The sequence below is a fragment of the Streptomyces sp. ID05-26A genome (assembly GCF_033794685.1).
Lineage (GTDB): Bacteria > Actinomycetota > Actinomycetes > Mycobacteriales > Pseudonocardiaceae > Lentzea.
This window is the reverse complement of the sequence record NZ_JARAYZ010000003.1, coordinates 561,026-586,153: the sequence shown is the minus strand read 5'-3', so window position 1 is coordinate 586,153 and position 25,128 is coordinate 561,026. Positions and strand designations below refer to the sequence as shown.

The following is a 25,128-nucleotide window of genomic DNA, read 5'->3' as shown; positions in this document are numbered from 1 at the left end:
CTGGGCTCACTGGCCGTAAACGTTCTGGTAGCGCTCGTAGAGCTTGTCGACGTCCTGCTTGTCGATCACGTCGGGCTTGCCGAGTTGGAGTGCGAAGTGGACGGTGCGGGCGACGTCCTCGAGCAGCACCGCGGCCTTCACGGCCGCCTTCGCGGTCGCGCCGACGGTGAACGGGCCGTGGTTGCGCATCAGCACGGCCTTCGACCTGCTGGTGCTCAGGGTGTCGACGATGCCCTTGCCGATCGAGTCGTCGCCGATCAACGCGAACGGCCCGACCGGCACGTCACCGCCGAACTCGTCCGCGATCATCGTGAGCACGCACGGGATGGGCTCTCCGCGTGCCGCCCACGCTGTGGCGTAGGGAGAATGCGTGTGCACGACACCGCCGACGTCGGGCATGTGCCGGTAGACGTACGCGTGCGCCGCGGTGTCGCTCGACGGCGCGAGTTCGCCTTCTTTGAGGTTGCCGTGCAGGTCCGTCACGACCATCGCGTGCGGACCGAGCTCGTCGTAGGACACCCCGGACGGCTTGATCACCATCAGCTCGTGGCCGGGCACCCGTGCCGACACGTTGCCGGCCGTCCAGCTCACCAGCTCGTAGCGGGTCAGCTCGCGGTGCAGCTCGGCGACCGTGCGCCGCAGCTCTGCGGTGGGCGACATCAGCTCCTCCCCTCCAGAGCGGTGCGGCGGTACTCGCGCAGCCGGTGCATGACATCGTTGGCACCGCGGCCGAAGTAGTCGTGCAGCTCCTGGTAGTCGAGGAAGAGCCGTTCGTACGCCTCGACGTTCTTCTGGACGGGCGTGAAGACGTTGCGCCGCACCGACCCCATCGCGGCGGCGGCCGCACGGATGTCCTCGTGCGCACCGGCGGCCACCGCGGCGTGCATCGCCGAACCGAGGGCCGGCCCCTGCGCCGATCCGATCACCGACAGCGGCAGGTTCACGACGTCGGCGTAGATCTGCATCAGCAGCTTGTTCTTGGTGAGCCCACCGGCGATCACGAGCTCGGTGACCGGGACGCCCGAGTCGGTGAAGGTGTCGACGATGACGCGCGTGCCGAACGCCGTGGCTTCCAGAAGGGCGCGGTAGACGTCCTCGGCCTTGGTGGCGAGTGTCTGGCCGACGACCACGCCGGACAGTTCGTGGTCGACCAGCACGGACCTGTTGCCGCTGTGCCAGTCGAGCGCGACGAGCCCGTGCTCACCGACTTCCTGCCGTGCCGCCAGTTCCGAGAGCAGCTCGTGCACGCTGATGCCGCGTTCGGCGGCCTCCTCGTGGTAGCTCGGCGGCACCTGGTTGCGCAGGAACCACGCGAAGATGTCCCCGACGCCGCTCTGCCCCGCCTCGTACCCCCACAGCCCCGGCACGATGCCGCCGTCGACGACGCCGCACATGCCCGGGACCTCGTGCAGCTCCTCGCCGCTCATCACGTGACAGGTGGAGGTGCCCATGATCGCGACCATCTGGCCGGGCCCGACGGCCTGCGCGGCGGGCGCGGTCACGTGGGCGTCGACGTTGCCGACCGACACCGCGATGCCCTGCCGGAGACCGGTCCATTCAGCGGCCTGCTCGGTGAGCGTGCCCGCCTTGTCGCCCAGCGCGGACAGCGGGTGGTCGAGCTTGTCCGCGACGAAGTCCGCGAACTCCGGGTTGAGTTCGTTGAGGAAGTCTTGGGTGGGGTACGCGCCGTCCTGGAGGATGCCCTTGTACCCGGCGGTGCAGGCGTTGCGGGTGTAAGTACCGGTGAGCTGCCAGACGATCCAGTCGGCGGCCTCGACCCAGTGCTCCATGGCCGCGTAGACCTCGGGCGCCTCTTCCAGCACCTGCAGTCCCTTGGCGAACTCCCACTCCGAGGAGATCAGCCCGCCGTACCGCGGGAGCCACGGCTCCTTGCGCCGGCGGGCCAGCTCGTTGATCCGGTCCGCCTGCGGCTGGGCGGCGTGGTGACGCCACAGCTTGATGTAGGCGTGCGGGTTCTCCGCGAACTCCGGCAGGTCGCACAACGGCGTGCCGTCCCCCGTGACCGGCACCATCGTGCAGGCGGTGAAGTCGGTGCCGATGCCGACCACCTGCTCCGCCGAGATCCCGGCCGCCTCGACGGCCTGCGGGACGGCGGTGCGCAGGACGTCGAGGTAGTCGGCCGGGACCTGCAATGCCCACTCCGGCGGCAACGGCCGGCCGGTGGCGGGCAAGACCTGGTCCACCACTCCGTGGCGGTAGTCGTGCACAGCGGTGCCGAGCTCGGCGCCGTCGCGGACGCGCACGACCACGGCGCGGCCGGACAGCGTGCCGAAGTCGACACCCACCACGCACGCGTCGCGGTCGATCGTCATGTCAGTCACGACCTGAGTGTTATCGCTAACAATCAGGGAGTCAAGATGTGCCCGAAACATCGTGATTTCCCTGCAAGCGGCCGAAATGGTTACGGCGTGAGCGCACGACAACGCGCAGGTGGCGGGAGCGGCGCGGACGGAGGCTCGGGTGGGCGAGCGCGTGGGTGGCGGGAGCGGCGCGAACGGAGGCTCGGGTGGGGCGAGCGCGTGGGTGCGTGGGACCGCGGCCGAGGTCCGGGGCGGGATGCGGGCAGACCGGGACGCTGCACCGGGTCTGGGCGAGGGGCGCCGGGAAGCCGTCCGCCTGCGTGCGGCACGAAGGCGGCCCGACCCGGCACCCGACAACGGCGGCGCGGTGGGGTGCGAACGCCGGTAGGCGTTCGCCGAACCGCCCTCGCAGAAGGGCGGTGTCCCTGCTCTCTCCTCGCTGATCGCCCCCGGCCGCACCTCCCGCGGGCGACCAGCGGCACACCACCTCCACACCAACGGACGGTGCGGCCACTCCCGCCTAACGGGGCGGCGGCGCCACGCTCTCCCGCTTCACCAGCATCGGCGCGACCGTCCGCCGCGGCCGAGCCGTCTCCCCGTCGCTGATCTGCTCGAGCAGCAACCCGAGCGTCTCGTGTGCCACGGCGGCGAAGTCCGGGCGCACGGTCGTGAGCGGCGGGATGAAGTAGGCCGCCTCCGGCACGTCGTCGAAGCCGACGACGCTCACCTCGTGCGGCACCTTCCTGCCGCGTTCGCTCATCGCCCGCAGCACGCCGAGGGCGAGGTGGTCGTTCGAGCAGAACACGGCCGTCACCTCGGGCATCCTGGCCAGCATCTGCCCTGCCCGGTAGCCGGAGGCGGCGCTCCAGTCCGCCGCCACCACCGGCGGGACCTCGGCGCCGCACGCGTCCAGTGCCGTGCGCCAGCCGTCCACGCGGCCCGCCGCGTCGAACCAGTCGGCGGGGCCCGAGACGTGCCAGACCGTGTCGTGGCCCGCGTCGATCAGGTGTTTCGTCGCCTCGAACGCTCCGCGGGCTTGGTCGACGGTGACCAGCGGGGTCGGGCGGTCCGGGTCGCCGTCCACCGTCACGAGCGGGACGTCGGCCGGGACGTCGGCGACGGCGTCGGCGGCCCCCGAGTTCGGGGCGATCACCACGATGCCCGCCACCCGCTGGTCGCGGTGGCGTTCCACGGCCGCGGCGATGGAGTCGCGGTCCAGGACCTTCACCCTGCCGACGCTGACCGCGAACCCGGCCTCCCCCGCCGCCTCCTCGAAGGCGGACAGGAGCGAGGCCGGGCCGTACAAAGTGGAATTCTGCGCCACGACGCCGATGAGCTGCGTCTTGCCGGTGACCAGCGCGCGGGCCGCGCGGTTGGGGCGGTAGTCGAGCTCCTTGATCGCGGCCTGCACGCGCAGCCTGGTCTGCTCGCGGACGTTCGGGTGGTTGTTGAGCACACGCGAGACCGTCTGGTGCGACACCCCGGCGAGTCGAGCGACATCGGTCATCGCGGGGTCACGCGAGGTCTTCTCCACTGGCGGTCTCCGATCCTTGATCTGCACCCGTGATGTTAGCGATAACACCAGGCCGGCATCGATGCAGTGCTCATTGTCCACTCATTCGATCCGGAATGTGGCACGTCTGCGCGCGTCGCGGTCGTTATTTGGTCTGGACAACACGACACGACCGGTGTCATGTGCCAGATACGTGTCCGCACCGGCACGCAGAGAGACCGCGCCACGGTCCGAAAGTCCCGGTACGCGAACGAAGCTGGCCGCGCGGCCGTACGCGTCGGTGTCCTCGAACGGGTCGATGCGGACCACGTCCCCGTCCACCCGCACGTAGCGGTCGGGGAAGTTCACGGACTGCAGCGCGACCGTGCCGGAACCCAGAAATCCCGGTACGAAACGGAACTGCGAGTCGCCGACGTCGCGGACGTTGCCGTCGATCCGCAGCCGGTACTCGTAGTGCCGCAGCACCAGCGACGCCGCGTCCAAAGGCGACAGCCGCACGATCGGCCCGCCACGGCCGACCGGGACGCCGAACGACGGTGTGCCGTCCGCGTTCCAGTGCAACCGCTGGACGCGGGTGTGCCGGTTCGGGTCGAACAGCGGATCGCCGGTGATGTCGCGGTAGTCGCGCGCGTGGTAGACGAGCACGTCGGCCGAACCCACCGTGGTGAACGAGTTGTGCCCAGGCCCGTACTGCGAGGTGGGCACGTGAGTCGCGAACACCGGCGAGGGCGACTTCGTCCACGACCGCGCGTCGAGCAGGTTCGCGTTCTCGTCGGCGGTCAGCAGGCCCATGCAGTAACGGGCGTCGGTGGCGCTCGCGGAGAACGTCACGAACACGCGGCCGTTGCGGATCAGCACCGCCGGCCCCTCGTTCACCTTGAAGCCCTGCACCTCCCACGACAGCGTCGGCGTCGCGATCCGCACCGGCGCGCTCTTCAACGCGAGCGGTGAGGCCATCTCGGCGATGTAGAGGTTCGTGTTGGTGGCGATGCCGGGCTCGCTCTGCGCCCACAGGAAGTAGCGCTTGCCGCGGTGCGCGAAGGTGGTCGCGTCGAGCGTGAACGTGTCCCACGCCGTCACCATCTGCCCGCGCAGCACCCAGCCGCCCTCGCGCGGGTCGGCGTTCGGCGACTCCAGCACGTAGGTGCGGATGCGGAACGGTTCGTCCTTGTCGCCCGCGGCGAAGTAGACGTACCACTTGCCGTCGATGCGGTGCAGCTCCGGCGCCCAGATGTAGCCACCCATCTTCCCCGACGCCGGTCGCCGCCAGATGGTGCGCTCACGGGCGGCCGACAGACCGTCCAGAGTGGACGCGCCGCGGATGACGACCCGGTCGTACTCGGGCACGGACCCGGTCAGGTAGTACATGCCGTCGGTCGGCGGCGTGATGAACGGGTCGGCGCGCTGCTCGACGAGCGGGCTGCGGGTCGGCACCTCCGCGACGGGTTCGGCGGCGGTGGCGACGGGTGTGGCGGAGGTCAGCGCCCCGGTCGCGGCGAGCACACCGCCCGTGGCCAGCAGAGATCGGCGGGAGATCACGAGCGGCTCCTGATCCGGAGGAACGTCACGGAATTGGGCGGGAACGTGTGGGTGAAGCTGCTCGCCACCTTGACCTGCTCCGCACGGGTGCGGATCGGCTGGGCGAACTCGGTGTTCACGTCGTCGGGACGGCCCTGCAGCACGGTCGCCCGCGCCGTCGACGCCACCGGGACGCCGAGGTCGACGCGAGTACGCGCGGCGTTGTCCTGGGCGTTGACCACCTTGACGATCAGCTCACCGGTGGCGCGGTCGCGGGTGACGACCTGGCGGAACGGTTCGGCCACCTTGTCGTCGGTGAACTCGCCCCACTTCTGGCCGTCGAGGAACAGCGCGACGTGCCGGCCGCGGACCTCGACGCGCACGTCGTACGTGCGGCCGGTGTCGATGCGGGTGCCGTTGCTGACGAGCACGCTCTTGCCACCGCCGACGGCCTTCTCCACCGCGGACTGGGTGTTGTTCCAGCCGCCGAGGTTCCACCAGTAGTAGTTGCCGGTGTCCTGCACTCCGAACGCGACGAGGAAGCCCTCACGCCCGGACTGCTTGGTCGCCTTGAGGTTCAGCGTGTAGTCGCGCCAGGTCTTGTCCCCCGCCGTGACGAGCGTGTCCTCGGCTGCCGCGTCGGACTGGACGTAGGCGCCGTTCACGACGTTCCACGCGCCACGGCCGGACTTCGTCCACCGGGCGTCGGTGCCGGAGAAGTCGTCGCTGAACAACGACTGGCCGGAGGCGTTGGTGACGTTCACGTCGTCGTAGGTGGCGGCCGTGGCCCAGGTCGAGAGGCCGATCGCGCCGGTGATGGGCGCCTGGGTGGACGGAGTGGCGGAGGCGGTGCTCGGCACGACGTGGTCACCCACGTTGTTCATGAAGAGCTTCTGCACCTCGTAGCTCGCCGAGCCCCACGACGCGTGGTTGTTGAACCAGATCATGTCCGGGCGCCACTGGACGTAGTCCTCGTTGGCCAGCAGCGGCGCGTACGAGGCGAGCTTCACGACGTCGGCGTTGCGTTCGAGCCCGGTCATGAACGCCGCTTCGCTCAGCGCGTTGGCGAACTTGTTGTCCTGCGAGGCGTATTCGCCGAGGAACACCTTGGGACCGTTGCGATCGTAGGAGTCGTAGCGGTTGTTGTTCTCCAGGAACCAGCTCGGGCTGTTGTAGTAGTGCTCGTCGATCATCTTCACGCCGGCCTGCTTGTTCAGCTGCCACAGCCGGTCGAACGTGCCGCCGGTGTCGTCGGGGCCGGAGTTGCTGACGACGGTGATGCCCGGGTGCTTCGCGTTGATGGCGTCGCGGAACTTCGTGAAGCGCGCCATGAACTCGTCGGGCAGGTTCTCCTCGTTGCCGACCGCGAGGTGGGTGAGCTCGAACGGCTTGGGGTGCCCCATCTCGGCGCGCTTGCGACCCCAGACCGAGTCGGCCGGGCCGTTCGCGAACTCGATCAGGTCCAGCGTGTCCTGGATGTGGCGCTGCAACAGCGCGGGGTCGTCGGTGGCGCGGTTCTGCCCGCAGCCGGTGACGAGCGCCGGCACGACGGGCAGCGGCATGGCGCCGACGTCCTCGGAGAACTGGAAGTACTCGTAGTAGCCGAGGCCGTAGGACTGGTTGTAGCCCCAGAAGTTCCAGTTCGTCGCGCGCTGCTCGACCGGGCCGATGGTGTCCTTCCACTGGTACGAGCGGCGGCGCTCGAAGTTCGGCGCGTCGTAGCCGTAGTGGCTGCCGGTGTTGACCAGGCAGCCTCCGGGGAAGCGGACGAAACCGGGCTTCAGCGCGGCGATCTTCTCGGCGAGGTCGCGACGCAGACCGTGACCCTTGAAGGTGTCCTGCGGCATCAGCGAGATCATGTCGAGCCGCAGGGTCCCGGTGCCGCCGCCGGTCACCAGGAGCCTGCCCGTCGTGGTGGAGCTCTTCGCGCGGATCGTGCCGGTGTACCGGGTCCAGCCGTCGCCGCGGACCTGGACCTTGACCGGGTCGCCCAGGGCGGTTCCGGCGGGATCGGTGATCGTGGCGGTGAGCTGCGCGGCCTGGTCGGCTCGCGCCCACACCGAGAAGTCGTAGCGCTGGCCGCCCTGCACGGCGATGCCGCTGTTGTAGCCGGAGTTGATGACACCGGCGGGCAGGCCCAGCTTCAGGTAACGGCGGTTGCGCTCGTTCATGCGGCCGCTGTCGTCGGCGACGTCGACGGTGCCGCTGTGCGGCGCCCAGGAGGTCAGGCCGTGGTAGCTCGCGTTGTCCGCCGGGTCGTACTCGAACGAGCGGTTCTGCACCAGTTCGGCGTACAGACCGCCGTCGGCGGCGCGGTTGATGTCCTCGAAGAACACGCCGTACATCGAGTCGTCGATCGACGGGCCCTGCCGGGCGGTGTCGATCTTGAGCGTGTAGTCGGTTTCGGCGGCCGCCCCGGATCCGGGAACGGCGACCAGGAGGCTGGCCGCGAGAGCGGCGCTCAACAGGACGTGCTTGCGGGGCACGGGTTCCCTCCAAGCTCGGAAGTGAGCGTTAACATAGGGCTGCCAACTCGTTACGAGCAAGACCTTGACGCGAAAGTTGTGAGCGTTCACTCTTGGCCACCTGACAACCGCGGACACGCGGTCGAGCTCCGCGACACCGTCGTCACCCCGGAGGAATCCCAGTGCTGAAGAAGATCACCACAGTCGCCAGCGTGGTTCTGCTGAGCGCGCTCACCGCATGTGGTTCAGGAGACGGTGCGAGCACCGGTTCGTCCGGTAGCGGCACCATCACGATGGGCTTCGCCCAGGTGGGCGCGGAAAGCGGCTGGCGCACCGCCAACACCAAGTCGATCCAGGACGAGGCCAAGGCGGCCGGGATCGAGCTGAAGTTCTCCGACGCGCAGCAGAAGCAGGAGAACCAGATCAAGGCGATCCGCTCCTACATCCAGCAGAAGGTGTCGGTGATCGCGTTCAGCCCGGTCGTCGAGACCGGCTGGGACACGGTGCTGCAGGAAGCCAAGCGCGCCAACATCCCGGTGATCCTCACCGACCGCTCGATCGACTCCGACGACACGTCGCTTTACAAGACGTTCCTCGGTTCGGACTTCGTCGAGGAGGGCCGCAAGGCCGGCGACTGGCTGGTGGCCAACGCCTCCGGCCCGACGAACGTGGTGGAACTGCAGGGCACCACCGGCGCGGCGCCCGCGATCGACCGCAAGAAGGGCTTCGAGGAGAAGATCGCCTCCAAGTCCGACATCAAGGTCGTCGCGTCGCAGACCGGTGACTTCACCCGGTCCGGCGGCAAGCAGGTCATGGAGGCGTTCCTCAAGTCCCAGCCGAAGATCGACGTGGTGTACGCGCACAACGACGACATGGGCCTGGGCGCGATCGAGGCGATCAAGGCGGCCGGCAAGGTGCCCGGCAAGGACATCAAGATCATCACCGTGGACGCGGTGAAGGACGGCATGCAGGCCCTGGCCAACGGCGAGATCAACTTCATCGTCGAGTGCAACCCGTTGCTGGGCAAGCAGCTGATGGAGCTCACCAAGAAGGTCGTGGCGGGTGAGCAGGTGCCGGAGCGGGTCGTGACCGAGGAGGGCACGTTCACGCAGGAGCAGGCGAAGGCCGCGCTTCCGCAGCGCCAGTACTGACCACCACGAGAGAGACTGTCGGTGGTCGTGGTCGCACCAGCCCGCGACCGCGACCACCGACTCCCGAACCCGCTGGGCCCGTCACGCGCGCGCATCCGCGTGACGGGCCTCGCGGCCCCAGCGACGAAGGCCAGCGCCCATGACCGAGTCACCGCCGCCAGTCGTCGAGATGCGGGGCATCAGCCTCGCGTTTCCCGGCGTGAAGGCGTTGCAGGACGTCGACTTCCGGCTGTTCCCGGGTGAAGTGCACGCCCTCATGGGCGAGAACGGCGCCGGGAAGTCCACCCTCATCAAGACCTTGACGGGCGTGCACCGTCCCGACGCCGGTGAGGTCGTGCTGGCGGGCGAGGGCGTGGCGTTCTCCTCCCCCGGCGAGGCCCAGCACGCCGGGATCAGCACGGTCTACCAGGAGGTCAACCTCTGCGCGAACCTCACGGTCGCGGAGAACATCCTGCTGGGCCGGGAACCCCGCCGCCTCGGCGGCATCGACTTCCCGGCGATGCGGCGCCGTGCCGCGGAGGTGCTCGCGCGCATCGGCGTGCACATCGACCCGGCGTCGAGCCTCAGCGAACACCCGATCGCGGTGCAGCAACTGGTCGCCATCGCCCGTGCGATCGCGATCGACTGCCGCGTGCTCGTCCTCGACGAGCCGACGTCCAGTCTGGACGCGGGCGAGGTCGCCGAGCTGTTCCGGATCATGCGGGTCCTGCGCGACGAGGGCGTGGCGATCCTGTTCGTGTCGCACTTCCTCGACCAGGTCTACGAGATCTCCGACCGGATGACGGTGCTGCGCAACGGGGCGCTCGTCGGTGAGCACCTCACCGCGGACGTGGACCGGCGCTCGCTCATCTCGCAGATGATCGGCCGCGACCTCGGCACGCTCGAGGCGATCGAGGACGCCGCCGAGAAGCGCACCGCCCAGGGCCCGGTGCTGGTGCAGGCCGAGGGGCTGGGCAGGCGCGGCGCGATCGAACCGTTCGACCTCGAGATCCGCGCGGGCCAGGTCGTCGGCCTCGCGGGCCTGCTGGGCTCCGGGCGCACGGAACTGGCCCGGTTGCTCTTCGGCGCCGACCGCGCGGACTCCGGCAGGCTGCTCGTGGACGGCGCGCCGCTGCGCCTGCGCGGCCCCCGCTCGGCGATCGCCGCGGGCATCGCGTTCAGCTCCGAGGACCGCAAGGGCGAGGGCGTGGTCGCGGACCTCTCGATCCGCGACAACCTGGTGCTCGCGATGCAGGCGGCGCGCGGCTGGACCCGCCCGCTGTCGCGCCGGACCAAGGACCAGCTGGTCGAGAAGTACCTGAAGGCACTGGACATCAGGCCCGCCAACCCGGACGCGCTGGTGCGGACACTGTCCGGCGGCAACCAGCAGAAGGTCCTCCTGGCGCGCTGGCTCGTCACCGAACCGCGCCTGCTGATCCTCGACGAACCGACCCGCGGCATCGACATCGGCGCCAAGGCCCAGATCCAGCAGCTCGTCACGACGCTGGCGGCGGAGGGCACCGCGGTGCTGTTCATCTCCGCCGAACTGGAGGAGGTCGTGCGCATCGCGGACCGGATCGTGGTGCTGCGCGACCGGCGCAAGATCGCCGAACTGGACGGCTCGGCGACCGGCGTGGACGAGGTCGTCGAACTGATCGCGGGCGGCGCGGCGCCGGACAAGGAGGCGGTGTCGTGAACGCCCCGGCAGATCCGACCCACTCCCACCGAAACACCGCACCGCCCGAGGTGACCCGATGAAGAACCGCCTCCTGTGGCCCCTGCTGGCACTGGCCGCGCTCCTGCTGCTCAACCTCGCCGTCACCCCGTCCTTCTTCGCGCTGCGCATCCAGGACGGCCACCTCTACGGCGGTCTGGTCGACGTGCTGAAGAACGGCGCGCCGACCCTGCTGATCGCACTGGGCATGACGCTCGTGATCGCCACCCGCGGCATCGACCTCTCCGTCGGCGCGGTGGCCGCGATCGCGGGCGCGGTGACGTGTGTCCACATCGGAACGTCGGACAGCACCGGCACGGCGCTGGCAGGCATGGCGATCGCGCTCGTGCTCTGCGCCGTCCTGGGGCTGTGGAACGGGTTCCTGGTGGCGGGGATGGGGATCCAGCCCATCATCGCGACGCTCGTGCTGATGACGGCCGGGCGCGGCGTGGCGATGCTCGTGACCGAGGGTCAGATCGTCACGGTCAACAACACCGCGTACCGGCAGGTCGGGGCCGGGTTCGTGGTGCTGCCCGTCTCGATCCTGATCAGCCTGCTCGTGCTGGGGCTGGTGGCGTTCGTGACCCGCAAGACCGCGCTGGGCATGCTGATCGAGGCCGTCGGGGTGAACCCCGAGGCGTCGCGGCTGGCCGGCGTGCGCTCACGGACCATCATCTGGACCGTCTACGTGTTCGCCGCGGTGTGCGCGGGCATCGCCGGGCTGATGATCAGCTCCAACGTCAGCGCGGCCGACGCCAACAACGCCGGGTTGTGGATCGAGATGGACGCCATCCTCGCCGTCGTCATCGGCGGCACGTCACTGGCGGGCGGGCGGTACTCGCTCGCCGGCACGCTGCTCGGCGCGCTGATCATCCAGACCCTCACCACGACCGTCTACACGATCGGTGTCGCGCCCGAGGTGACGCTGGTCTTCAAGGCCGTCGTCGTCATCGCCGTGTGCCTGGTCCAGGCGCCCAAGGCCCGTGCCGCACTGAGCTTCCGGAAGGTGGCCGTCTCATGACCACTCTCGCCCCGCGGGTGCCGACGCGGTTCCTCCCGGTGCTGGCGACCGTCGCGCTGTTCGTCCTCGCGTTCGGGGTCGGCTCGGCGCGCTACGAGGGCTTCGCGTCCGGTCAGGTCATCGCGAACCTGTTCATCGACAACGCGTTCCTCATCGTGCTCGCGGCCGGCATGACGTTCGTGATCCTCAGCGGCGGCATCGACCTGTCCGTCGGCTCGGTCGTGGCGTTGTCCACGATGATCACGGCGTCGGGCCTCAAGGCAGGATGGCCGGTGCCGCTCGTCATCGTCGTCGTCCTGCTGACCGGGTCGACGCTCGGGTTGCTGATGGGCCTGGTGATCCACAAGTTCGACATCCAGCCGTTCATCGTCACGCTCGCCGGCATGTTCCTCGCCCGCGGCCTGTGCTTCCTGATCAGCGTGGAGTCGGTGTCCATCAAGGACAAGACGTTCCGCGCCGTCGCCACCGCCGCGATCGAACTGCCCGGCGGTGTCACGATCACCTACAACGTCGTGATCGCGCTGCTGGTCGTCGCCGCCGCGATGTACGTGCTGCACCGCACCCGCTTCGGCCGTTCGGTCTACGCGGTGGGCGGCAACGAGTCGTCCGCGCTGCTGATGGGCCTGCCGACGACCCGCGTCAAGGTCGGCGTCTACGTCATCAGCGGCCTCTGCTCGTCGCTGGCCGGGCTGCTGTTCAGCCTCTACATGCTCTCCGGCTACGGACTGCACGCGGTCGGCATGGAACTCGACGCCATCGCGGCCGTCGTGATCGGCGGAACGCTGCTGGCGGGCGGTGTCGGGTACGTGCTCGGCGGACTGGCCGGGGTGCTGGTGCTCGGCACGATCCAGACGCTGATCTCCTTCCAGGGCACGCTCAGCTCGTGGTGGACGAAGATCGTGATCGGCGTGCTGCTGCTGGTGTTCATCGCGGTGCAGAGGACTATGGTGCGGCGGTGAGACGCACCCGCCCCCTCCTGCTCGTCCTGCTCGCGGCGGTGGTGGCGGTCTTCGGTGTGGTGGTGCTGCGCGACCGGCAGGGCGTCGCGGGCACCGCCGTGGCGGGCCCGACCACCACGACGACCACCACGACCACGCCACCTGCACAAACGACCACGACGACCACCACGACCACGACCACGCCTCAGACTTCCAGCGCCCCGCCGAAACCGGCGGCCGTGCGACGGACTGGTGTCGCGACGTTCTACGACTCCGACGGCGGAGGCGCGTGCTCCTACGACCCCGGCCCGGATCCGCTGACCGCCGCGATGAACGAGGCGGACTACGGGAACTCGGCGGCCTGCGGCGCGTTCGTGCTGGTCGAGGCAGGCGGGAAGAGCCTGACCGTCCGGATCACGAACCTCTGCCCCGCGCCGTGCCGGCCGGGCCAGCTGGACCTCAGCGCGGAGGCGTTCGCGCAGCTCGCACCACCCGTGAAGGGTGAAATCCCGATCACCTGGACGATCGTCAGCCCGGACACGGCGAAGACCGTCGGGATCCGCTACAAGTCCGGTTCCAGCCAGTACTGGTGCGGGATCCAGGTCCTCGACCACCGCAACCCCGTGGCACGGCTGGAAGTGCTCGCGGGCGGGAAGTGGCTTCAGCTCCAACGCGCCGAGTACAACTACTTCCTCTCCGAGAACGGCGCCGGCTGCGGCGGTGACATCGCGATCACCGACGTCCACGGCGAACGCCTCGTCGTGGCCGCGCTGCCGGTGAAGCCCGACACGATCCAGCCCACGACCCTGCAGTTCCGTCGTGCGAGGGAATGAGTTCGGTGCCAGGGTTGTTGATCGTGGACATGGCAGACGTGAAACTCAGCCCGACCGAATGGGTGCAGAAGCAGACCGAGACGATCCTGGAGACGGGCACGACCGAGGGGGTCAAGGTCCTCGGCCGGCCGATCGTGCTGCTGACGGTGCGCGGCGCGAAGAGCGGCGCTCTTCGCTACACCCCGGTCATGCGCGTGGAGCACTCCGGCAGCTACGCGGTCGTGGCGTCCAAGGGCGGGGCGCCGGAGCACCCCACCTGGTACCACAACATCAAGGCCCACCCGGAGATCCTCCTGCAGGACGGCACGGAGGCGAAGGGCTTCACCGCCCGCGAGGTCGACGGTGCCGAGCGAGCCGAGTGGTGGGAGCGGGCCGTCGCGGCCTTCCCCAACTACGCCGAGTACCAGGAGAAGACCGACCGGCAGATCCCGCTGTTCGTGCTCGACCCGAAGTGAGCTACCAGCGCACGGGAATCGTGGCGAGGTAGGCGCTGAGCTTGTCGGCGATCAGCCGGTGGTCGCGCGCCGAGAAGTGCCAGTCGCACCCCAGCCGGTCGAGCGCCGGGTCGTCGTAGTTCCAGAGGCGGACGCGACTGTCACCCCGGTCCTGCACGACCTGCCGGGCGGCGTCGGCGAACCTCCCGGAGCCCTCGGGGACGCCGACCACGATCGTCGTGCGTGAGCCGTAACGGGCTCGCAGCTTGTCCAGGAAGCCCTGGTACGCGGCCTTGTAATCGCTGACCAGGGCTTCCGGCGTCGCCCACGGCTCGCCGGGGTTGAGCGGCGTCGAGAAGTCGTTGGTGCCCAGCCCCACGACGACCAGTTGCGGCCTCCAAGAAGCGGGAACGCGCCACACGTCACCGTCGACGTTCAGCAACGCGCGGTCGTAGTAGGTGCGGTAGCTGGTGCCCGCGGAGTGGCCGTTGTAGTTGCGCACCATGCCCATCCCGGAGAACGCGTTCACCTGGTAGTCGGCGTTCAGCGCGCGGGCGGTGATCGCACCGAAGCTCACGTCGGTGTTGGTGTTGCGGGTGACCCCGCCGTTCGAGGAGCAGTCGCGGGTGGTCGAGAGGTTGCCGTAACCCGCGGTCAGGGAGTCGCCGACGAACTCGATCTGCCGGTGGCGCGCGGAGGGTTTCGCGAGCACGGCGCCACCGTCCGCGGCGACGAACCCACCGAACTCCCCTGCGGCCCAAGGACTTTCGGTCCGCTTGACCAGGCGGACGCGGTGCGCGGTGTCGCTCAGCCCGCGAACCCAGTGCGTGACACTGCCCGGCATCACCAGCGACGCGACGGTCGTGCCGTCGACCTGCACGTCGTAGTCGTTGACCGAGTCGTTGAGCACGACCCCGATCCCGGTGCCGCGGAACCGTCCCTCGAAGTAGACGCCGGGCCAGGTGTACTGGCCCGCCTTCGTGACGCGGCCCGCGGTGTGCGCCTGGTACCCGACGCCCGCTGTCGCCGGGGCGGCCGTGAACACCAGGGCCGCCACGGCCAAGAGAGCCGTCGCACGTGATCCGTTCATGAACCCTCGCAATCGGATGAGCGGTACTCGAACCAGTCGAAGCGAACGGTGCCCGCCGCGGCGTACAGGCCGATGACGCGACCGGTGAAACCACCGGCGACCTCGGTCGACAGGTACTTGCCGTCGAGCGTGGCGAGTGCGGAGAAGGTGCCGTCGGGTTCCTCCACGCCGAACGCCAGGGTGTCCGGGCCCGAACGAGCGTCCCGCGGCGCCCTGTCCTCGTCCACCCTCGCCACCAGGACGACCGGCCCGTCCGGCACCGGCCGGGACGCGACGACGGTGCTCAGCGGCCCGATGCGGGCGAGGACCCGCGCCTGTCCCGCCGCGACCTCGATCTCGTAGTGGTGGTCCTCGTCGAGGCGGACCGCCAGACCCCCTGTGCCGTCCGCCGGGTCGAGCAGTGTGCGGACACGGCAGGACCGGTGCCGTTGGCGCTGCCCGGCGAACACCACGGCGGGATCGTCCATTCCGGACCCGCGGGCGTGCAGCGTGAGCCACCCGGCGCGTTCCGCCGTGGTGCAGTGCTGTTCGGAACGGTCGCGCACGGAGATCCAGCGTGGCGCGAGGTCGTGGTCGAAGTCGTCGCGGTCGAACTCCGCCGCATCGGGACCGGACACCAGTTCACCGACCACGGGCCAGCCGTCGGCCCAGGTCACCGGCGCCAGGAAGGTCTCCCGGCCGAGCACGTGCCAACCCGGCGTGCCGCCACCGGGACGCACGCCGAGCAGCACCATCCACCACGACCCGTCCGGGGCCTGCACGAGATCGGCGTGACCGGTGTTCTGCACGGGCTCGTCGGTGCCGCGGTGGGTCAGGATCGGATTGGCGGGACACGGCTCGAACGGGCCGTTGGGCGAGCTCCCGCGCGCGATCGAGACGGCGTGCGCGCGCTCGGTGCCACCCTCGGCGATCATCAGGTACCAGTGGTCCCCGATCCGGTAGAGGTGCGGCGCCTCCGGGGCCTTCGCACCGGGCGCACCCGACCACACCCGGTGCGCCGGCCCGAAAGTCTCACCGGTGGCGGGGTCGATGCGGTATTGCTGCACGCCGGCGACCGTGCACCAGCAGTTGCCTTCCTCGTCCCAGGCGAGGTCGGGGTCGATGCCCCCGACACCGGGCAGCAGGACCGGGTCGGACCACGGCCCGGCCGGATCGTCGGCGGTGAACACCATGTTGCCGCCGCCGTGGCTCACGCTCGTGACGATCAGCCAGAAGCGTCCGTCGTGGTGGCGCAACGTCGGCGCGTAGATCCCGGCGGACGACGGTGTCGAGGCCGTCAGGAGCAGCTGGCTCGGACGGTCGAGCGCGTTGCCGATCTGCTTCCAGCGCAGGAGATCCGTGCTGTGGAAGACCGGGATGCCCGGGAAGTACTCGAAGCTCGAGCACACCAGGTAGTAGTCCTCCCCGACCCGGCAGACGCTCGGGTCGGGGTGCATTCCGGGGATCATCTCTCCTCCAGCACGACACATCCGCCGGCCGGGACCTCGCCCGCGAGCCGGCCCGTCAGCAGGTCGTGGACGGGCAGCGGCAGCGGCACGGGATCACCGGTGTGGTTCAGCAGGAAGTGCCAGCGGCACTCGGACCCTTCGCGCGTGACGGTCTCGACGCCCGGCGGCATCTCCGGCCGCACCACGCCGGCGGAGTCCAGCAGTCCGGACACCAGCGCCGTGTAGTCCGCGGTGTCGAGGCGGGTCGAGAGGTACCAGGCCGTGCCGTTGCGGGTGAGTGCGGGAAGTCCGTCGAGCATGCCGTGCGTGTAGGTCGCGACCGCGGCGGCGCCTTCCAACCGGATCGACTCGCTCCAGGCCGTGCCGCGGGAACCGTCGGACAACGTGATCCGCTCGTCGCGCCGCAGTGGCCGGTGTTCCTCGACCCTGATGCCGAGGGCTTCCCGCAGTGCTGCCACCGGATAGCCGCCGAGCCACGCGTGCGTGCGGCTGTCGACGACTCCGCTGAAGTGCTGCACCAGCAACGTCCCCCCGTCGTCGGCGTAACGGCGGAGGTTCTCCGCTCCCTCGTCGGACAGCAGGTACAGCGACGGCGCCAGCACGAGCCGGTAGCGACTCAGATCCGTTGCCGGGTGGGCGAAGTCGGCCACCACCCCGGCGTCCCACAACGCCCGGTGAGCCGCGCGCAGTGCCGAGTGGTAGCCGAGCTCGGAGGACGGCAGGCCGTCGGAGTTCAACGCCCACCAGGCATCGGAGTCGTGCAGCACCGCCACCTGCGCCGTGACGGCCGACCCCGCGAGCCCCGCCAGGCGGGCGACGGCCGCGCCGGTCTCCCTCACCTCGCGGAAGACGCGGCTGTCCGGCCCGGCGTGCGGAACCATCCCCGAGTGCCACTGCTCCGCACCCGCCTTCGACTGCCGCCACTGGAAGAACAGCGCTCCCTCCGACCCGCGTGCGACGTGGCCGAGCGAGTGGCGCAGCACCTCCCCCGGCTCCTTGGCCAGCACCCGGTCACCGGCGTAGACGGTGCTGGTGCCCTGTTCCATCAGCAACCACGGCCGCCCGCCCGCGAACGACCGGGCGCGGTCCGCGGCGAACGCGACGTCCGCCGCCGCGTCGAGACCGGGTGCGTCCGGGTAGTGGTCGATCGCCACCACGTCGACCTCGCGGCCCAGCGCCCACAGGTCGACGTTCTGGTAGCCGGGCATCATCAGGTTGGTCGTCACCGGGCGGTCGCTGAACGCCCGGATCGCGTCCCGCTGCTCCCGGTAGGCGGTGATCACCTCGTCGGAGAAGAACCGGCTGAAGTCCAGCGCCTGACCGGGATTGCGGTGCCACTGCGTCGCGCGCGGCGGCAGGACCTGCTCCCACGCGGTGTACCGCTGGCTCCAGAACGCCGTCCCCCAGGCCTCGTTGAGCACGTCGAGCGAACCGTGCCGGGCCCGCAGCCACACTCGGAACGCGGCGGCGGTGTGTTCGCACCAGCACAACGTCGCGTACTCGTTGTGCACGTGCCACAAGGCCACCGCCGGGTGGTCGCCATACCGTTCCGCCAGCGCCGACGCGATGCGCCGGGCCGCGTCCCGATAAGCCGGCGCGGTCAGGCAGTAGGTGTCACGACTGCCGTGGACCAGCCTGGTGCCGTCGGGCCTGACCGGCATGGCGTCCGGGTGCGCGAGCGTGAACCACGGCGGCGGCGAGGCCGTCGGGGTGGCCAGGTCGACCGCGATGCCGTTGGCGTGCAGCCGATCCACGTGCGCGTCGAGCCACGCGAAGTCGTACCGTCCCTCCTCGGGTTCGAGCAGAGCCCAGGAGAAGACGCCGACCGTGACCAGGTTGACCCCGGCCGCGCGCATCAGCGCGTCGTCCTCCTTCCACGTCTGCTCGTCCCACTGCTCGGGGTTGTAGTCGCCGCCGAAAGCCAGGCCCCCCAGGCGTTCCGTGATCACGGCTCACCCCGCACGGGCAGACTGGCGTCGTCGCGCAGGAACAACGGGATGCGCTCGATCGGCGCCGCCACCACCACGGTCTGCCCGCCCTCGTGTTCCTCGCCGGTCCACGCGTCGGTCCACCGCGCGCCGGCGGGCAGCCAGACCTCCCGAACCCGCACGCCCGCCTCGGTCACCGGGGCGACCAGCAGGTCGGGACCGAGCAGGAAGGCGTCCTCGACCTGCCACGCCCGGGGGTCGTCCGGGAACTCCAGGAACACCGGCCGCATCGGCGGCACGCCGGTCTCGGAGGTGACGCGCATCTGCTCCATCACGTAGGGGCGCAGGCGTTCCCGCAGACGCAGGTGCTCGGCGAGGATCTCGTAGGCCTCCTCGCCGTACGACCAGACCTCGTTGGCCAGGCCGGTCATCCCCGGCTCCAGCACCTGCTCGGCGCCGCGGAAACCGTGCAGGCGGAACAACGGGCAGAAGGTGCCGTACTGGAACCAGCGCACCAGGACCTCGCGGTAGGCGGGGTCGTCGGGGTCGCCGCCGTGGAAGCCACCGATGTCCGTCGTCCACCAGGGGATGCCGGACAGCATGACGTTGAGCCCGGCCTTGATCTGCACGCGCAGGGTGGCGAAGTCCGTGCCGATGTCACCGGACCACAGCGCGGCGCCGTACCGCTGCGCGCCCGCCCATGAGGACCGGTTGAGCGAGATGATCTCGGTCTCCCCGGCCGCGCGGAGTCCGTCGTGGACGGTGCGGGCGTTCTCGCGCGGGTAGAGGTTGCCGACCTCCAGGCCGGGTCCCGCGTGGTAGCGCAGGTTGTACTGGTGGCCGGGCTTCAGCTCGGGTTCGCCCGCGTCCAGCCAGAACACCGTGACGCCGAGGTCGTGGTAGCCGCGCTGGAGCCGTTCCCAGACGTACTCGCGCGCCGACGGGTTGGTGGCGTCGTAGAAGGCGACCTGGGCGGAGTAGGCGCCGAGTCCCTTGTCCGGCCAGTCGGCGTGCGCCATCGGGCCGAACTCGGTGCCGATCAACAGCCCCTGGTTCAGCATCGGGTGGTAGTTTTCACTGGCCGGGCTCACCGAGGGCCAGACCGAGACCATCAGCCGGACGCCCATCTCGTCGAGCTCGCGCACCATCGCCGCGGGATCGGGCCACTCCGCCGGGTCGAAGCGCCAGTCGCCCAGGTGGGTCCAGTGGAAGAAGTCGCAGACGATCACGGACAACGGCAGCCCGCGCCGCCGGTACTCGCGGGCGACCTCCAGCAGTTCGTCCTGGGTGCGGTAGCGCAGTTTGCACTGCCAGAAACCCGACGCCCACTCGGGCAGGAGCGGCGAGTGCCCGGTCACGCCGGCGTAGCGGCGCAGCACGTCGGCCGGTGCGCCGGCGGTGATCCAGTAGTCGATCTGACGGGCGCTGTCGGCGACCCAGCGGGTGCCGGTCTCCGCCAGTTCCACCCGGCCGATGGCGGGCGAGTTCCACAGCAGCCCGTAGCCGCGGTCGGAGATCAGCAGCGGGACGGTGACCTCGGCGTTGCGCTGGACGAGGTCGATGACCGCGCCCTTCTGGTCGAGCAGGCCGTGGGTGTGCTGGCCGAGCCCGTAGAGCTTTTCCCCCTGGTAGGCGCGGAAACGTTGTTCGAGGCGGTGGTGGCCGTTGCCGGTCGCGGTCGCGAGGCGCGGGCCCGGCCACCAGAAGTGGGCGGGCTCCTCGGCGAGCAGTTCGGTGCCGTCCTCGGTCCTGCCGAACGTCAGCCGTCCCGCCGACGACGCCAGGTCGGGGGTCAGCGCGCCCTCGGTGCCGGCGTCGATCCGGACGGTCAGCCCGCCCGTGACGAGGGTCGCGTGGTGCTCGCCGACCTTGATCTCCACCTCGCTCTCCGGCGGGGTGTCGAGCAGGGCGCCGGGCAGGTCGTCGAGCACCGGGCCCGCGGGGGTCGCCCGGACGCGCACGGCGTCCGGCCCCCAGGCCTCGACGCGGAGGGTCTCCCCCCTCGCACGCCACTCCAGCGCGGTGCCGAGGTCTCGGAAGTACGGGGACATGCGGGACTCCTCGGGTCAGTGCGGTGCGGGTCCCGTGCTGTCGCGCACGGTCAGGACGGGCGTGAGCAGCACCCGTTCGTCGGCCGGGCGGCCACCGTCGTTCGCGGTGGCGAGCCGGCGCATGATCTGGTCGACGGCGACCCGGCCGAGGTCCTGCGCCGAACCGGTCACCGCGGTGAGCCGGGGCGAGAACTGCTCGGCCAGCTGGTCCTGGCAGAGTGCAACCACTGAGGCGTCCTCGGGCACGGTCCGCCCGCCGGAGCGCAGCAGACTGAGCAACGGGCCGATCGCGCCCTCGTTCTGCACCACGAAACCGGTGGTGCCCGGCCGGTCCGCGAGGACGCGCGCCAGCGTCCCCGCGGTGCTCTCGTACGTGCCCTCGCAGGTCCGGTGCAGGAACCGCAGGCCGCGTTGTCCCGCCCTGTCCCGGAAACCGGCGAGCGTGCGTTCGGCGTACCCCGCGTGCCGGTGGTAGACACCGGATCCGTAGCCGATGAACGCGATCTCGCGGTGGCCGAGATCGGCGAGGTGGTCCGCGCACAACGCCCCGGCGGCCGCGAAGTCGTGGTCCACACAGGACAGTCCGCGCGCGTCGTCGGCCAGTCCGATGAGCGCGGCCTGGGTGCCCTGGGCCCGCAGCACCGGGATGCGCTCGTCGTCCAGTTCGACGTCCATCAGGACCACCCCGTCGGCCAGGCCGCTGGCGGCGATCCTGCGGACCCCGCCGGGGCCCTCGTCGCTGGTGATCAGCAGGACGTCGAAGCCGTGCTGCCGGGCCGCCGTCGTCACCGAGATCGCGATCTCCATCATCACCGGCACGTAGACGTCCGTGCGCAACGGCACCATCAGCGCGATGATGTGCGACCGCCGGGCCGCCAGTGCCCGCGCACCGGCGTTGGGGTGATACCCCAGCGCCTGCACGGAACTGCGCACCCGGCTCCGCGTCTCCTCCGAGATCGCGCGCTTGCCGCTGAGCACGTAGCTCACCGTGCTGGACGACACGCCCGCGTGCCTGGCCACGTCGGCAATGGTCACCATGTGTTCAGCCCTTGATCGCGCCGGTCAGGACACCCGTGCGGAAGTGCTTCTGCACGAACGGGTAGACGATGAGCAGGGGCACGAGCGTCAGCACCACCACGGCCATCTGCAACGACAGCGGCGCGGTCTGCGAGACCGCCGTGCCGAAGCCCGAGTTGACCGAGCCCGGCATGCCGTTGCCCCGGTTGACGTAGGTGTAGAGCACGTACTGCAGCGGCCACTTCTCGCTGTCGGTCGGCAGGTACAGCATCACGTTGAAGAACGAGTTCCAGTAGCTGACGCCGTAGAAGAGCGCCATCACGGCGGTCACCGCCCGCGAGGTCGGCAGGACGATGGACCACAGGATCCGCCAGTCCCCCGCGCCGTCGATCCGGGCGGCCTCGATCAGGTCGGCCGACGTGCTCGAGTAGAACGACCGCAGGATCAGGATGTTGAAGACGGAGACCGCGCTCGGCAGGATCAGCGCCCACCACTGGCCGTAGCCGCCGAGCCCGGTGACGACCAGGAAGGTGGGGATCAGGCCACCGTTGACGAACATGGTGACGATCAACAGGGTCAGCAGGAAGCGGTGCGCGAACGAGCGCGAACGGGACAGGCCGTAGGCACACATGACCGAGACCGCCATCGACACGACGGTGCCCACCGCCGTGATGCCGAGACTCACCAGCAACGCGGTGCGGACAGTGGTGTCCTGCACCATCACCCGGTAGGCCTCCAGGGTGAGTCCGTCCGGCCAGAGGACGAGACCACCGGCGCGGTTGACCGCGCCCTGGGTGGACAGGCTGGTGATCACGATGATCCACAGCGGCACCAGCACCACCAGCAGCACGACGCCGAGGGTGACGCCCTTGGCCGTCTCGCCGGCCACCGTCGGCGGTTCCTCCCACGCCGGACGGCCACCGCGCCGCCTGCGCGGGACGACCGGCTGGGACGTGTCCGTGATCGCGCGTTCGACCACCGTGAGCGTGTCGGTCATGAGCGGTACAACCCGTCTTCGCCGAAGGCGTGCGCCAGTTTGTTCGCACCCCAGATGAGCAGCAGCGAGATCACGCTCTTGAACAGGCCCGCCGCGGCGCCGTAGCTGTAGTCGCCGGTGGCGATGCCGTAGTAGAACGAGAAGGTGTCCAGCACGTCCGCGTTGTCGTAGCCCACCGCGTCGCGCTGGATGAGGAACTGTTCGAAGCCGACGGTCAGCGCGTTGCCCAGGCGCAGCACCAGCATCAGCACGATGACCCCGCGCAGGCCGGGCAACGTGATGTGCCACAGCCGCCGCCACCGCCCGGCACCGTCGGCCGCCGCCGCCTCGTAGAGATCGGTGTTGACGGCGGCGAGCGCGGCCAGGAAGACGATGATCCCCCAGCCGGCCTCCTTCCAGATCACCTGGGAGGAGACCAGCAGCGCGAAGGTGTCCGGGTTCGTCATGACGTCCCAGGTACCGATGTCGTTGTTGCGCAGGAAGTGGTTGAGCGCGCCCGCGCCGCCGAGCATCTGCTGGAAGATCGTGATCGCCAGCACCCACGAGAAGAAGTGCGGCAGGTAGACGACGGACTGGACGAAGTTGCGCACCCGGCTGCTCAGCACCGAGTTGAGCAGCAGTGCCAACGCGATCGGGATCGGGAAGAACAGGACCAGCTGCACGAAGCTCAGGTACAGCGTGTTCCGCACCGCGTTCCAGAACAGCGGGTCACCGAACAGCCGCTGGAACTGGTCGAGACCCGCCCACGTGCTCTGCCAGACCCCCGCCAGCGGGTCGTACTCCTGGAACGCGGTCACGAGCCCGAAGAGCGGGACGTAGTTGAAGACCACCAGCAGGACGACGGCGGGCAGCGTCATCAGGACCAGCGACCGGTCGCGGCGCAGCCGCACCCGCCAGCTCTGTCGCGCCGGTCGCGCCGTGCGGTCCGGCCGCGCCGCGGTCGTCGTGGTCACTGCCCGGTGCCGTGCTTCTGCAGGACGTTGTCGTTCGTCCACTGGATCAGCTTGTCCCCGCCACCACTGGTCTTCCAGTTCGCGACGGCCTCCTTGACCTCGGCCACCTTCTTCTTGCCGTGGTAGCAGTCCTTGATCGCGTCCTCGACCTGCTGTCCGGCGTCCGCGGTGGCCTGCGCCTGGGGCATGCTGATGTTCATGTTCCAGAAGACCGGTTTGGCCAGTGCCTTCACGTTGGCGACCTGCCAGGCGGTGTAGTCCTTGGTGACGACGTCCCCGCCGGGGCTGCTGACCGCCGCCGCCGGCGACGCGAGGAACGGGTAGGTCTGCGCCTGCACCTCCTTCTTGCCGGCCTCGGTGGCGGTCGGCACGCCGCCGACCGTGGTGAAGTGGGTGCCCTCGACCCCGAAGTTGACCATCGTGTACTCGGCGGAGCCGAACGGCGCGGCCAGGTAGTTCGCGATGGCCAGGCACTCCTCGATCTGCTCCGGCTTCAGGTTGATGTTGAGATAGCTCATGATGCTGGCGCCCGCGCCCATGTAGACCCGCGGTTCGCTCTTGCCGTCGGCGGCGAAGAAGTTCAGGCCCCCGCGCCGGTAGGCGGGGTCGGCGGCCCTGCCGGACTGGAGGTCGGCGAGGTTCCACGCCCCCGTGCCACCACTGGAGATCAGCGTCTTCCCGCCGTAGAACCGGGTGTTGCCGTTGGCGGTGTCGCCCGCCAGCGCGTCGGGGTGCACGTAGCCCGCGGTCGCCAGCCGGTTGCACCAGTCGAGCGCCGCGAGGAACTCCTCGGTCTCGTACAGGTGGATCAGCTTCCCGTTGTCCACCCGCCACTTCAGCGGCGCACCGAAGGCGGTGAAGACGTAGCGGTAGACGTCGTCGAAGGCCCACACGCCGTTCTTGGCGTCGGTCAGCTCCTTGCCGAGCCCCATCAGGTCGTCGGCGGACTTCACCTGGTCGGCGTTGATGCCCTTGGCGTCGAAGACGTCGCGGCGGTAGTAGAGGGCGCCCGCGATCTGGAAGCCGGTGGCGAAGGACGGGATCCCGTACAACTTCTCGCCCCAGGCACCGGTGCGCCACGCGGCGGTCGGGATGGCCGCGAGGTTGGGGTACTTCTTGATGTTGTCACCGGACAGGTGCGGCGTCAGGTCGGCGAGCTGGTTGCCCACCAGGCCGCCGACGTTCATCTGGGAGTTCCACCAGGTCGGCAGCTGGATCCAGTCGGGCAGCCTCTTGGAGGCGGTCATCGTCGGGACGATCGTGTTGTAGGTGTTGCCGTCCGCCGGTTTCATCTCCAGCTGAGCGCCCAGGGCCTTGTTCATGGCCTCGTAGAACGCGTTGCCGGCGGGCGGGATGGTCCCCCAGAGCGGCGTGACCGCGGAGTACCTGCCGCCCTTGCCCGGGACACCGGACACCGTGGCGATCCGGTCGGCGGGGTAGCGGAGGAAGCCGGGGTTCGTCAGCACGTCGGGACCGCCCGCGACGGACGGGATGTCCGGCTTGATCGACGTGTTCGGCACGTAGGCCGGCAGGACGGCCTTGAGGGCGGCTTCGGACCCCACCCCGGCCCGCTGCGCCCCTCCACCGCCGCACGCGGACAGCAGCGGCCCGGCCGCGGCGAGCCCCGCGGCGGCGACGGCGGCGTTGAGGAAGCTTCTGCGGTTCAACTCGAGGCCCATGACGGAACCGATCCTTCGTCGTCGAAGTGTCGAAGCGCTTAAACAGATGTCGGCGAGGCTAGTGACGCAGGTCTCCCA

Annotated in this window: 20 protein-coding genes; 7 read left to right on the top strand and 13 right to left on the bottom strand. The window is 69.9% G+C overall.

Features of this window, described 5'->3' with window-relative positions; genetic code table 11:
- Positions 1–6: 6 nt before the first annotated feature.
- Positions 7–660, bottom strand: a complete 654-nt coding sequence (locus tag PV646_RS30010) for an L-ribulose-5-phosphate 4-epimerase (RefSeq protein ID WP_500345642.1) — start codon at positions 658–660, stop codon at positions 7–9.
- On the bottom strand, positions 660–2,333 hold the full coding sequence (gene araB, locus PV646_RS30005) for a ribulokinase (protein WP_500345869.1): 1,674 nt from the start codon (positions 2,331–2,333) through the stop codon (positions 660–662). The genes PV646_RS30010 and araB overlap by 1 nt, the downstream gene beginning before the upstream one ends.
- A 148-nt stretch (positions 2,334–2,481) precedes the next feature.
- Between araB and PV646_RS30000 the strand changes: the two genes are divergently transcribed.
- Positions 2,482–2,709, top strand: a complete 228-nt coding sequence (locus PV646_RS30000; protein ID WP_500345641.1) for a hypothetical protein — start codon at positions 2,482–2,484, stop codon at positions 2,707–2,709.
- Between the two features lie 132 nt (positions 2,710–2,841).
- Here PV646_RS30000 and PV646_RS29995 read toward each other — a convergent pair whose 3' ends face one another.
- From PV646_RS29995 to PV646_RS29985, 3 genes are all read right to left on the bottom strand, one after another.
- Positions 2,842–3,855 carry a LacI family DNA-binding transcriptional regulator gene (locus PV646_RS29995; protein ID WP_500345640.1) on the bottom strand — a complete coding sequence of 338 codons (1,014 nt, stop codon included), beginning with the start codon at positions 3,853–3,855 and terminating at the stop codon, positions 2,842–2,844.
- Between the two features lie 81 nt (positions 3,856–3,936).
- A complete protein-coding gene (locus tag PV646_RS29990) occupies positions 3,937–5,373 on the bottom strand; it encodes a family 43 glycosylhydrolase (protein WP_500345639.1) in 1,437 nt (478 codons plus the stop codon).
- Positions 5,370–7,838: an alpha-L-arabinofuranosidase family protein gene (locus PV646_RS29985; RefSeq protein ID WP_500345638.1), complete on the bottom strand. Its 2,469-nt coding sequence runs from the start codon at positions 7,836–7,838 to the stop codon at positions 5,370–5,372. The genes PV646_RS29990 and PV646_RS29985 overlap by 4 nt, the downstream gene beginning before the upstream one ends.
- Before the next feature lie 164 nt (positions 7,839–8,002).
- Here PV646_RS29985 and PV646_RS29980 point away from each other — a divergent pair, with 164 nt between their 5' ends.
- The 6 genes from PV646_RS29980 (at position 8,003) to PV646_RS29955 (ending at position 13,908) form a co-directional block, all read left to right on the top strand.
- Positions 8,003–8,968 carry an ABC transporter substrate-binding protein gene (locus PV646_RS29980; protein WP_500345868.1) on the top strand — a complete coding sequence of 322 codons (966 nt, stop codon included), beginning with the start codon at positions 8,003–8,005 and terminating at the stop codon, positions 8,966–8,968.
- 139 nt (positions 8,969–9,107) lie between these two features.
- On the top strand, positions 9,108–10,643 hold the full coding sequence (locus PV646_RS29975; protein WP_500345637.1) for a sugar ABC transporter ATP-binding protein: 1,536 nt from the start codon (positions 9,108–9,110) through the stop codon (positions 10,641–10,643).
- A gap of 58 nt (positions 10,644–10,701) precedes the next feature.
- A complete protein-coding gene (locus tag PV646_RS29970; RefSeq protein WP_500345636.1) occupies positions 10,702–11,682 on the top strand; it encodes an ABC transporter permease in 981 nt (326 codons plus the stop codon).
- Complete coding sequence (yjfF, locus tag PV646_RS29965) at positions 11,679–12,641, top strand: galactofuranose ABC transporter, permease protein YjfF (RefSeq protein WP_500345635.1); 963 nt, start codon at positions 11,679–11,681, stop codon at positions 12,639–12,641. Before PV646_RS29970 ends, yjfF begins: the two co-directional genes overlap by 4 nt.
- The gene (locus PV646_RS29960; RefSeq protein ID WP_500345634.1) at positions 12,638–13,453 is read left to right on the top strand and encodes an expansin EXLX1 family cellulose-binding protein; all 816 of its coding nucleotides are present in this window, start codon (positions 12,638–12,640) and stop codon (positions 13,451–13,453) included. Before yjfF ends, PV646_RS29960 begins: the two co-directional genes overlap by 4 nt.
- A gap of 29 nt (positions 13,454–13,482) precedes the next feature.
- Positions 13,483–13,908: a nitroreductase family deazaflavin-dependent oxidoreductase gene (locus tag PV646_RS29955; protein ID WP_500345633.1), complete on the top strand. Its 426-nt coding sequence runs from the start codon at positions 13,483–13,485 to the stop codon at positions 13,906–13,908.
- 1 nt (position 13,909) lies between these two features.
- On the opposite strand, the gene PV646_RS29950 is transcribed toward PV646_RS29955, so the two are convergent.
- The 8 genes from PV646_RS29950 to PV646_RS29915 are packed head-to-tail and all read right to left on the bottom strand — an operon-like array spanning position 13,910 to position 25,050.
- The gene (locus PV646_RS29950) at positions 13,910–14,977 is read right to left on the bottom strand and encodes an SGNH/GDSL hydrolase family protein (protein ID WP_500345632.1); all 1,068 of its coding nucleotides are present in this window, start codon (positions 14,975–14,977) and stop codon (positions 13,910–13,912) included.
- On the bottom strand, positions 14,974–16,425 hold the full coding sequence (locus tag PV646_RS29945) for a glycoside hydrolase family 43 protein (protein WP_500345631.1): 1,452 nt from the start codon (positions 16,423–16,425) through the stop codon (positions 14,974–14,976). The genes PV646_RS29950 and PV646_RS29945 overlap by 4 nt, the downstream gene beginning before the upstream one ends.
- Positions 16,422–18,374, bottom strand: coding sequence for a beta-galactosidase (locus PV646_RS29940; protein ID WP_500345630.1), 1,953 nt, complete (start codon positions 18,372–18,374; stop codon positions 16,422–16,424). The genes PV646_RS29945 and PV646_RS29940 overlap by 4 nt, the downstream gene beginning before the upstream one ends.
- A complete protein-coding gene (locus PV646_RS29935; protein ID WP_500345629.1) occupies positions 18,371–20,404 on the bottom strand; it encodes a glycoside hydrolase family 31 protein in 2,034 nt (677 codons plus the stop codon). The genes PV646_RS29940 and PV646_RS29935 overlap by 4 nt, the downstream gene beginning before the upstream one ends.
- Positions 20,405–20,419: 15 nt before the next feature.
- Entirely contained in the window at positions 20,420–21,442 is a 1,023-nt protein-coding gene (locus PV646_RS29930) for a LacI family DNA-binding transcriptional regulator (RefSeq protein ID WP_500345628.1), read from the bottom strand.
- A gap of 4 nt (positions 21,443–21,446) precedes the next feature.
- On the bottom strand, positions 21,447–22,418 hold the full coding sequence (locus PV646_RS29925) for a carbohydrate ABC transporter permease (protein WP_500345627.1): 972 nt from the start codon (positions 22,416–22,418) through the stop codon (positions 21,447–21,449).
- A complete protein-coding gene (locus tag PV646_RS29920) occupies positions 22,415–23,371 on the bottom strand; it encodes an ABC transporter permease (protein WP_500345626.1) in 957 nt (318 codons plus the stop codon). The genes PV646_RS29925 and PV646_RS29920 overlap by 4 nt, the downstream gene beginning before the upstream one ends.
- Positions 23,368–25,050: a type 2 periplasmic-binding domain-containing protein gene (locus PV646_RS29915; RefSeq protein WP_500345625.1), complete on the bottom strand. Its 1,683-nt coding sequence runs from the start codon at positions 25,048–25,050 to the stop codon at positions 23,368–23,370. The genes PV646_RS29920 and PV646_RS29915 overlap by 4 nt, the downstream gene beginning before the upstream one ends.
- Positions 25,051–25,128: the final 78 nt, after the last annotated feature.